At 58.4% G+C, this 10,130-nt stretch carries 8 protein-coding genes; 3 read left to right on the top strand and 5 right to left on the bottom strand.

What is annotated here, in order from left to right; all coding sequences use genetic code 11:
* Positions 1-124 precede the first annotated feature (124 nt).
* From IQ273_RS24960 to IQ273_RS24970, 3 genes are all read right to left on the bottom strand, one after another.
* On the bottom strand, positions 125-2,125 hold the full coding sequence (locus tag IQ273_RS24960) for a nitrate ABC transporter ATP-binding protein (RefSeq protein ID WP_194025851.1): 2,001 nt from the start codon (positions 2,123-2,125) through the stop codon (positions 125-127).
* A 146-nt stretch (positions 2,126-2,271) separates the two neighbouring features.
* Positions 2,272-3,117: a nitrate ABC transporter permease gene (gene ntrB, locus IQ273_RS24965; protein WP_194025852.1), complete on the bottom strand. Its 846-nt coding sequence runs from the start codon at positions 3,115-3,117 to the stop codon at positions 2,272-2,274.
* A 187-nt stretch (positions 3,118-3,304) separates the two neighbouring features.
* A complete protein-coding gene (locus tag IQ273_RS24970; RefSeq protein ID WP_194025853.1) occupies positions 3,305-4,612 on the bottom strand; it encodes a CmpA/NrtA family ABC transporter substrate-binding protein in 1,308 nt (435 codons plus the stop codon).
* Positions 4,613-5,153: 541 nt separating this feature from the next.
* Between IQ273_RS24970 and IQ273_RS24975 the strand changes: the two genes are divergently transcribed.
* The gene (locus IQ273_RS24975) at positions 5,154-5,303 is read left to right on the top strand and encodes a hypothetical protein (protein ID WP_194025854.1); all 150 of its coding nucleotides are present in this window, start codon (positions 5,154-5,156) and stop codon (positions 5,301-5,303) included.
* Between the two features lie 324 nt (positions 5,304-5,627).
* On the opposite strand, the gene IQ273_RS24980 is transcribed toward IQ273_RS24975, so the two are convergent.
* A complete protein-coding gene (locus tag IQ273_RS24980) occupies positions 5,628-6,065 on the bottom strand; it encodes a hypothetical protein (RefSeq protein ID WP_194025855.1) in 438 nt (145 codons plus the stop codon).
* A 77-nt stretch (positions 6,066-6,142) separates the two neighbouring features.
* The gene (locus tag IQ273_RS24985) at positions 6,143-7,801 is read right to left on the bottom strand and encodes a deoxyribodipyrimidine photo-lyase (RefSeq protein WP_194025856.1); all 1,659 of its coding nucleotides are present in this window, start codon (positions 7,799-7,801) and stop codon (positions 6,143-6,145) included.
* 417 nt (positions 7,802-8,218) lie between these two features.
* Between IQ273_RS24985 and IQ273_RS24990 the strand changes: the two genes are divergently transcribed.
* Entirely contained in the window at positions 8,219-8,836 is a 618-nt protein-coding gene (locus tag IQ273_RS24990) for a hypothetical protein (protein ID WP_194025857.1), read from the top strand.
* A 124-nt stretch (positions 8,837-8,960) separates the two neighbouring features.
* The coding region (locus IQ273_RS24995) for a DUF3352 domain-containing protein (RefSeq protein ID WP_194025858.1) at positions 8,961-10,130 on the top strand (1,170 nt) is incomplete at its 3' end.

Consider the following 10,130-nt stretch of genomic DNA (forward strand, 5'->3'; position numbering starts at 1 on the left):
AATGAGGGGTGCGAGCGAATGGGTGGGAGATGGGAGAAGTTGAAAGGAGGCGGGGTAGAAACCGGGTTTCTGCGGTAGATGCGGCTAGAACCAGAGGGTTAGGGCTAGAAACCCGGTTTCTGAGCTACAAAGCGCTCACGGCATCCATCGGCACTTCTTCGATGCGCAGGTCGCGCTTGATGGCAAACTGATCCAGATATTTCAGCGGATCGTCGGGATCAAACTCAATGCCGTCAAAGAGATGGCTGGGGCGGCGATCGCGGCCAATGTCCAGCATCCCCAGCTCGCGGGCAGCCTGGCCAAAGATATCGGCCCGCTTCACCCGCTCGGCCACTTCCAACCAGTTGCGAGGGAAGGGGGTGATGCCCCAGCGAGCCATTTGGGTCATCATCCACACCGCCTCCGATACGTCAGGGCAGTTGGCCTTGCCTGTGAAAAACTGAATATAGTTGAGCACCGGCTCGGGTGCGCTGCCGTCGCCCCGGTTGTAGGGGTCTACAAAGCCCTGGCGAATGTGGGTCTCGTCGGCCCCCACGTACTCGGGCTGGGCCAGCAGCTCGGCAATTTCTTCGCGGTTGCGGCGATCGTCGCAGTACTCGCAGGCTTCTAGCAAAGCCTTAACCAACGCCACGTGGGTTTTGGGATACTGGTTGGCCCAGGCTTCGGTGACGCCCAGCACTTTTTCGACGTGGCCGGGCCAGATGTCATTGTCGGTCGCCATCACCACACCCAGCCCTTCGCTGACAGCGCGAGCGTTCCAGGGCTCGCCCACGCAGTAGCCGTCGATGGAGCCCGACTTGAGGGTCGAGACCATTTGGGCGGGCGGAATCACCGTGACGCTGACGTCGCGATCGGGGTCGATACCGCCGGAGGCCAGCCAGTAGCGCAGCAGCAGGTTGTGCATCGAGGTGGGGTGCACCGCCGCCAGGGTGTGCACCTGGTCGGGGCGGCGCTCGATCGCCGCTTTGAAGTCGGCTAGCGATCGCACCCCGGCTTCAAACAGGCGCTTGCTAAAGGTGATGGCGTTGCCGTTGCGGCTGAGGGTGAGGGCGCTCACCATCGGTCTGGGTCGCTGGCTGCCGTAGCCCATAGTCATGCCCAAAGGCATGCCCGCCACCATCATGGCGGCATCGAGGCGGCCGGTGGCCACGCCATCGGCGATCGCGTTCCAGCTCGGCTCCCGGTTCAGCGTCACATGGCTGAGGCCGTGGGCTTCAAACAAGCCCTTTTCTTTGGCGACGACCAGGGGCGCGCAGTCGATCAGGGGAATAAAGCCTAGCTCCAGGTTGACCTTCTCTAAACCGTTGGCAGCCATCGCCACCACGGGCTTGGCCTTGTGCAGCTTGGCCCGCTTTTGCTGGTTGAGGAAATAGACAATCTCGTTGCGCAGGCTGTAGTAGTTGGGGTGCTTGACCACCTCCATGCGCTCGCGGGGCCGGGGAAAGGGCACGTCGACAATTTGACCGACGTGGGCTTCGGGGCCGTTGGTCATCAGCACAATGCGATCGCTCAGCAGCAGCGCTTCATCCACATCGTGGGTGACCATCACGCAGGTAACTTCGTTCTCTTGGCAGATCTGCATTAGCTGCTCTTGCAGACCACCGCGAGTCAGGGCATCCAGCGCCCCAAAGGGTTCGTCGAGCAGCAGCAGCTTGGGGCGAATCGCCAGGGCGCGGGCGATCGCCACCCGCTGCTTCATACCGCCGGAGATTTGTCCGGGGCGCTTGTTCGCCGCCTTTTGCAGACCCACCATCTCGATATGGTGGTCGATCATGCGATCGCGCACCGGCTGAGGGTGCTTTTTCATCACCCGGTCTACGGCTAAGGCAATGTTTTCGCGCACCGTTAGCCAGGGCAGCAGCGAATAGTTTTGAAACACCACCATGCGATCGGGGCCAGGTTCGGTTACCTGTCGCCCTTCTAGCACAATGCCGCCCGCGCTGGGCTGGTCTAGCCCCGAGAGAATGTTGAGCAGGGTCGATTTACCGCAGCCCGAGTGGCCAACCAGCGATACAAATTCTCCCTTGTGAATTTGCAGATCGATATTTTTGAGGGCAATGTATTCGCCTCCGGTCGGTAGCTTAAAGACGCGATCGACGTGGTCAACTTCTACAAATACAGCCATGGTGCAACAGAGATAGAGTGCAGGTAGGGTGGGCACTGCCCACCACAAACATCAGGCAGAATCACAGATTTAGGCCAACGCGGCACTGCAAAACCGTGGGGAGTTTGGCTTTCGGCGGCGCGGGAGAATGGTGGGCGGTGCCCACCCTACTGTTTTTGTTCTTCGGGTAGAACCAGGCCGCCGACAAACACGATTAGGCGATCGAGCAGCAGACCGACAATGCCCACGTAGACGATCGCGATAATGATGTCGCTAATCCGAGAGCTGTTCCAGGCATCCCAAATAAAGAAGCCAATACCCACGCCGCCAATCAGCATTTCTGCCGCTACAATCGCTAGCCACGAGAGGCCAATGCCAATTCTCAGGCCGGTAAAAATATAGGGCACCGTGGCCGGAAACAAAATTTTGAAAAAGTATTGAGATTTAGACAGCTGGAGCACCCGCGCTACGTTGTTGTAGTCCTGCGGAATTTGCCGCACCCCTTCGGTAGTGTTAATAATAATGGGCCAGATTGCCGTAATAAAAATCACGAAAATAGCGGAGGGAGTGGCCTGCTGAAACGCCGCCAGCGAAATCGGCAGCCAGGCCAGGGGCGGCACCGTGCGCAAAATCTGAAATAGCGGATCCAACGCGCTGTACATCAACGAGCTGGTGCCCACCAAAATGCCCAGGCCAATACCCACAATCGCAGCCAGAGTAAAGCCCAGGGCTACCCGTTGCAGACTGGTAAAAACCTGCCAAAACAGACCTTTATCGGTACCGCCGTAGTTAAAGAAGGGGTTGACAATCAGTTCCCAGGTGTCTTGCACAGTGCGTACCGGGGTGGGTAGGTTGGCGTTTGGCCCCATGGTGAGCACCTGCCAGATGGCCAGAAAAATGAGGATGGCGACCAGGGGCGGAATCAGCCCTTTGAGCCAGTTCAACGCCTGACCGCTGAGGTGTTGTAGGTTAAAGCGCGATCGCGCCGGACGAATATCGAGGGGTGCTGTCATGGTAGAACGCTCTCCAGGGCGTGCGGCAGGTGAGGAAAACGAAGAAAACTTTGACTTTTGAATGGGGGCTTTTGGATTTTCCCGACCGGGTGGGGGTAGGGCAAGTCCCGCTTTGGATTCCCCTCTCCCCAAGGGAGAGGGGCTGGGGCTAAGGGTTTAGGTGGGCAGTGCCCACCCTACGGCAGGGTTACACTCGCTTGATTGCCAGGCTATCCAGATAGGCCTTAGGATTTTCGGGGTCAAAGGTGGTGCCGTCGAAGAAGGTTTCAACGCCACGAGAGGTGCTCTCAGGGATCATCGCCTCTTGCCCCAGGGCCGTTGCCGCCTCGCGCCACAGATCTTCGCGGTTGACCGCATCGACCATGGCCTGAGTATCGGTATCGGCAGGTAGATAGCCCCAGCGAATGTTCTCAGTTAAGAACCACAGATCATGGCTCTTGAAGGGGTACGAAGCATTGTCGTTCCAGTACTTCTGCATCAGGTCGGGCAGCTCCTCAACCTGTTCGAGGCCAAAGTCGTACTTGCCCTGGGAGCGATCGATAATATCTTCGAAGGGCACGTTAAACCAGGCCCGTTCTGCCAGAATCTGGCACATTTCTTCCTTGTTCTCGGGCTGGCTGCACCACATCTGGCCTTCCATAGTGCCCATCAGCAGTGCCTTGGCCGCCTTTGGGTTGGCATCGACCCAGTCGGCCCGCATGCCAAAGGCTTTTTCGGGGTGGTCTTTCCACAGCTGGCCGGTGGTCAGCGCGTTGTAGCCCAGGTCCTGGTTCACCATCTGCAAGGGCCAGGGCTCGCCCACGCAGAAGGCATCCATGTTGCCCACTTTAACGTTGGCCACCATCTGGGGCGGGGGCACCACAATGGTCGAAACATCTTGGTCTGGGTCAATGCCGCCTGCGGCCATCCAGTAGCGAATCCAGAGGTCGTGGGTACCACCGGGGAAAGTCATGGCGGCCTTCAGCTCTTTGCCTTCTGCTTTGCGCTTGGCAAAGGCCTCCTTGAGGGGGGCACTATCGACGCCGACCTTCAAATCGGTGTAGTCGTTAGACAGGCAAATGCCCTGGCCGTTGACGTTGAGGCGAGCCAAAATGTACATCGGCACCTTGTTGCCGTCGGTCACAATACCTTCAGAAATCAGGTAGGGCATGGGGGTGAGAATATGTGCCCCATCGATACCGCCGCCGCCAGACCCCAGCACCAGGTTGTCGCGGGTGGTGCCCCAGGAAGCCTGCTTCTCAACCGACACGTCGGTCATGCCGTACTTATCGTAGAAACCCTTGACCTTGGCGATAATCAACGGAGCCGAGTCAGTCAGGGCGATGAATCCTAGCCTAGCGGTGGTGGTTTCGGGGGCATCGGCGGGGTCAAGCGCTACTTCCGTCGACTCTGAGGCCTGGTTAGACCCACCCTGGCTACAGGCATGGAGCAGCACGGTACCCACTGCAGCGGTGCCAGCGGTCGTCAAAAATCTACGGCGATTGAGTCGAGTCATGTTGCATTCACTCCAGGGTTATGCAAAGCGGTAAATACAGAAAATGATCAGAATATCGGCTGATCGCCGTTGGGCTAATTTCTGTGCTAATTACACAGAGGTTTTAGAATTCACCTATTTTTTGTTCTGCTGGGGCTTTGCGCTACTGAGGTTAAGCTTTTGATTTCCATAGAAACAGAGATTGCCCAGCAAAAATGTGGCCACGTTGGCAGAACAAATGGAATATAGATGATTATTTGAGCAGAATCTGGCTGAAGACAAGTCTCAGAGCAGCAGCACCATTAGGTCAATACTGAACCAAGCAGCAGATTCCCAAGAGGCTCAGACCATGTCGGCGAAGTCGAGTTTGAGTTTTATAAAACCGTATCTCCGCGATTTTTTACTTAATTGGGCTTACTAAATACCGAGTCAAAACCAACATTCATGCGCTCTTGCATCCCGGCATTTGAATTTAAGTTATTCAAACTCTGCAACAGATTTTGTATTTTTAGTTACGCTTTGCAATCAGCCATCCATTTATCGCATGAACAACATGTAAATTTTGCATAATCTTCCGGAAAGTCCGCGATCGCAGCGCATCAAGTACCCCGATCGCAACCCTACCAAACCCTGGCGATGGGGGCGATCGCGGCGTTGCGATCAGCTGAGATTAGCGCCGAGGGATAATGGCAAGTTTCTTGAGCCCGGCTAAACGGCGGCTCAGGCGCGAACTGGATACCCCCTTTCCGTGCAGTGGTCGCTCCAGCGCTGAGTCCGATCTATAGCTGTAGCCAATCGGATTAGGACGTCTGTCAGACGAGCGTTCAAACGTTTGAACGTTTTCAGGATTGATTGATGTCCTAACCCAGGTGACTCTGGCTATATCAATGCTGATGGCTTTCTGCAGGCGGCTTCAGCAGGTTTAGCCGCCACGAAAGAGGCCGGGTCCCCTTGAAAATGCCAGCGCTGATGGCACTCCCCCCAGGAACCCGGCCTCTAGACCAGAGATTTTCCGCAATGCGCGACTTGCTTGGATCTACAAAAACTTGTTGGCCATACCGATTAGCCCCGCCATCTGGCCCAAGTCAACCTCACCGGAGAGCACTTTTTGCAGCAGCCCGCCGCCTCTGTTATTTGACCCCTTGACCAGAAACTGGGCGATTAGCGGGGTGACGCTTTTGACCATGGCTGGGTCAGCCCCGACTCTCTGGGCGATCGCGCTAATTTGGTCTGACGCTAGCAGCTGCTCCACTGCGCCAGTCGCCGCTACCGATTGCAGCACCCCCATCAGCGCCCCCGGATTGCCCTGGCCCTTGGCCTGAAGCACACTCTGCAGGTTGTTGGCGATGCCGCCAATTTTGTCGTTTTCCACCGGGGCGGTGTTAAGACTACCCAAAATCGAGCCCATCAAACCGCCGCTGGCTTCGGTATCTTGGCTGGCGATCGCCTGATTGACCATACCCATCAAATCCATTGCATTACCCTCTATAGCCTGTTTCGAATAGGCTAAGCCCTTTCACCCTGGGCAGCAAGGGCAAGGATGTAGAAGAGCTACTCCAGATCCAACAGGCTGAGCTGACGAATGGTAGGGTCAGTCGCGGCGGCCTTAGACTTTCGCCGCCGCGACTTGGGCGGTTGAATGGCGACATGGGCCACAAACCAGGTACGTAGGGCCGCCGCCTGCTCAGGGTCCAGATTGGCCAGGGGTAGCGCTGCCGGAAACAACTCATCAACGAGTGCTGCGGCCCAAACGACCTCACCGCCGTAAAGGTCAGTGCCAAAGGGAGTGAGATCTGAGGGCATGGGAGCCAAAAACGGCAGCAGGTTGCTGGCGTTGAGAAACTTGCCCCGCTGGGCTTCGAGCTGTTTGACCCGGCGCTGGCGGGCCGCTTTGTAGTTGAGCATGGGGGCCGGGTAGCCCGAGAGCGTCGGTGGGCTGCCAAGCTGGCTCGCGGGCACATCGGCTAGCTCGGGCACCCAGCGCTTAATGAAGTCGCCCTCGGGATCACAGCGGTCTACGGCCACCTGGCCGGGGTTGTAAATGCGAGTCCAGGTTTTGTCGACGCAGTGGGTGACGCCCGACTGCATGGCCCACTGGTAATGGTCAATGGGGCAATCGCCGTCGATCAGGTGGCGCATAAAGTGCAGTGCCCCGTAGCGCCAGTCGATGCCGCCCAGGTTGCTCAAAAAGCTGGCGTAGATAGCCCGCGTGCGAAAATTTAGCGCCAGATAACCGCCGGTGGCCTGCAGGCAGCGAGCGGCGGCATCCACAATCGGGAAGCCGGTTTGCCCGGTTTGCCAGGCGCGGTAGAGGTCGGCATCAAAAGCCCAGCCGTCGTCGTCAAAGATGCTGTAGAGCGATCGCAGCTCTAGCTGGGGCAAATAGCGAAATCGCTGGGTAAACCCGTTGCCCCAGCGCAGCCGCGAGATCAGCTGCTGATGGCTACGACGCAGGCGGTGGTCGCCCAAATCGGGGGCTTGGCGAATGGTCTGTACGCACTCCCGCACCGAGATAACACCAAACTTGATGTGGGGGCTGAGGCCCGTGGTGGCCTCGGCGCTGGGGTAAGAGAGCTGCCAGTAGTAGCGATCGGCCTTGTCGATCAAAAAGCCTTGCAGCAGGGCGCGGGCAGCGGCAGTGCTAGCGGGGGGAATAGGCTTCTCGTCGGCCTGGTGGCCCAGAACCTCTAAATTGGGCAGGGGGGCGCTGGTGAGATCGGGGGGCACCAGCACCTCGGCTGGGGTGGGCACCAGAGGCTGGCCCATCTCGCGGTGCCACAGCTCGCGGTAGGTGGGATAGGGCACCAGGGCTTCGATACTGGCGGCAGGTTCAAACCAGCGAATTTTCATCTTCTGCTGGGCCAGCGCCCGGTTGAGACGAGCATCGCGCACCCGGCCATAGATGCGCTCAACATCAGTGTGGGCGTAGATGCCGTCGGCCCCACTTTCTTTCACCAGCTCGGGCAGCACCTGCACCGGATCGCCCGATCGCACAATCAGCCGTCCACCCAAAGCCTTTAAATCTGTGTCCAGCGCATGCAAGGCGGCCAGCAGGAAGGCTACCCGAGCCGACCCAGTCTCGGGGTGATGCAGCAGGGCGCGATCAAAGATAAAGACAGGCACCACCAGGCCCCGCCGAGCCGCCCGCAGCAACGGCTCGTGGTCAGCCACCCGCAGATCGCGACGAAACCAGACAATGGTTGTGTTCATAGGGGTTGAGCCGGGGCCACCGCAGCCCGAATGGAGTCAGATAGGTCAGATTTAATGGGGCGATCGCGCTTCTCAAACCGTAACAAAAAAACCTAACCCTTTCCGCTTGTCAGATAGTATTTCTGTACTATACTTGTACTCATCAATTACTCCTGCTCTCTGCGCTGCCCACTGCCGCTGTTCCTCCGGCGGTCGTAACGGCAGACAATGTCTTCCCTAGCCTGCAGACGCTGCTGGTGCCAGTTTCTGATGCTCATGGGTTCTTTACCCACGGGTAGCTAATAGGTGGTGTTCCCAATTCTAATGCCACGAAATGGGCTGGCTAGGGTTCAGGTCTTTGCCCCTGGTTGCTATACCCGGCAGAGTTGGGAGCCCCCTGATTCCCATTCCCCAACAGTAGATAGCAAAGGTCAAGCCATGGATCAACGCTCGTCTTATCCGGTTTCGTCGCACTATCGGCCCCAGAGTTCGCCCCAGAATTCTCCCCAAAAATTGCCTCTAGGGCATGCCCAGGGTGCTTCGCGCCGGTCGTCACACCGATCGCACCGATCGCACCGATCGCACCGATCGCCGCAGAACTGGGCTTCGCCACAGGCTGGCCCTCGCCCCTATCCGGCCCCAGCCGTGCGGATGAGCGGTCGGGTCCATGGCGAGGCTGCATCCCGCCCCCAACCTCGCCAGGTACTGGTGGCAGGCGGGTCGGTGCTGGCGCTGGCGGCATTATTAATCACGCCCAATCTCAATCAGGAGCAGGCTCAAGAGGCCGGGGCTTTTACCTGCATTCGACAAGAACAGCCCAAGTCGCTGGTGTCGCGCGACCAGGTCAAAAAACTGCTGGAAACTGAGCTACAGGCTACCAAAGTGACGGTGCAGGAGTTTCTCAATGCGCCCTACTGCGTGCTGTCACCCGGCAAAACCGAGGCGGGCCTACCGGCTGAACGAGAGGCCTATCCCCTGGAGTTTGACCCCCAGACCTGGCTGGTGGTGCTCTACGACGGCGATCGCTACATTGGCTACGACTTTAGATTTCGCTAGGGACTGTCATCAATTGTGGGTAAAGCCGGTTCCCCAGGTCTCTAAGCAGAATTGATGACTCGCCCTAGGGGTTGGGGCTAGGCATACCCTGGCGCGTGGTTCTTCTCTGAAGTTCTTTGCTAAAGTGGCAGGGCAAATTCGCTTAGTCCCCAGGGGTATTGCCAAAGTGGTGCAAAACAAGCTGCTGCTGAAGAAACCCCCGCTGCCGCTGATGGTGGCAGCGGCTCTGCTGTTTATTGGTGGCGGTATTCTTAGCTTTTGGGTCGCTGCCCGCCGGGGCCAGTTAGCTAAAACCCTGCCCGCTGGGGCCAACGCCATTCCGGCTGATGCGCTGGTGGTGGTTGCCCTCTCTAGCGATGAGGCTCAGTGGCGGCGGCTGCGCCAGTTTGGCACCGAGGCCACCCAGGCCCAGTTTGAACAGCTTTTAGTGCAGTGGCGCGATCGCCTGCTGGCTGACCAAAATCTCACCTTTGCCCGCGATATTCAACCCTGGGTTGGCCCTGAAATTACCCTGGCGGTGCTGCCTGATGCGTCGCCCCCCACTGACCTGCCGCGCTCGCTACCAGCCCCCGAGCTAGCCCTTAGTTCTAATGTGGTGATGGTGTTGCCCATTGCCGATGCCAACCGTGCCCAAAATGACCTGGGCGATCGCCTGGGCCAGGCCAATCAGGTCGAAGATGCCCCCTACCGAGGAGTGGCCCTACAACAGATTGAAGGTTCGGCAGAAGCCCCCCTCTACGCCGCCGTACTAAGTGCCAATACAGCGGTGCTTAGCCCCCAGCTACCTTTGCTCAAACGGGCGATCGATACCTATCGAGGCGGCGAGTCTTTAGTCGATCGGCCTGGGGTAGGCAAAGCCTTTGAGCAAATTACCGAAACCCGTCCCTTGGCGCGCTTCTACGTTGATGTACCCGCGCTGGCCGAAACCGTAGCTGAGGCCGCTGATCCACCTATTGCCCCCAGTCGCCTGCGTGCCTTTCAAGCCCCCCGGGGGTTAATAGGGGTCGTGACCGTTAAAAATCGCGGTGTAGCTCTGCAGGGGGTGAGCTGGCTAGAGCCAGGTGCTCAAACCTTTGCCACCGGCAACCAGGCTGACCAGATGCCCCAGCGGCTGCCCACGGATACGCTGCTGGCCATCTCCGGGGGAGACTTTCAGCAGTTTTGGGACGATTTTCAAGCCGGGGAGCAGTTCTCGGCCCTGTTGCCGGTGCGGGCCGAGGATGTGGCCTTGGGGCTACAGTCTGCCACCGGCCTGAGTCTGGAAGAAAACCTGCTGCCCTGGATGGCAGGGGAA

Origin of the sequence: Nodosilinea sp. LEGE 07298 (assembly GCF_015207265.1) — a bacterium.
In the GTDB taxonomy this organism is placed as follows: Bacteria; Cyanobacteriota; Cyanobacteriia; order Phormidesmidales; family Phormidesmidaceae; genus Nodosilinea.

Bases quoted from the DNA above. Each gene is read 5' to 3' on its own strand.
- ntrB (WP_194025852.1), bottom strand. From the start codon at position 3,117: ATGACAGCACCCCTCGATATTCGTCCGGCGCGATCGCGCTTTAACCTA.
- IQ273_RS24970 (WP_194025853.1), bottom strand. From the start codon at position 4,612: ATGACTCGACTCAATCGCCGTAGATTTTTGACGACCGCTGGCACCGCT.
- IQ273_RS24960 (WP_194025851.1), bottom strand. From the start codon at position 2,125: ATGGCTGTATTTGTAGAAGTTGACCACGTCGATCGCGTCTTTAAGCTA.
- IQ273_RS24980 (WP_194025855.1), bottom strand. From the start codon at position 6,065: ATGGATTTGATGGGTATGGTCAATCAGGCGATCGCCAGCCAAGATACC.
- IQ273_RS24985 (WP_194025856.1), bottom strand. From the start codon at position 7,801: ATGAACACAACCATTGTCTGGTTTCGTCGCGATCTGCGGGTGGCTGAC.
- IQ273_RS24990 (WP_194025857.1), top strand. From the start codon at position 8,219: ATGGATCAACGCTCGTCTTATCCGGTTTCGTCGCACTATCGGCCCCAG.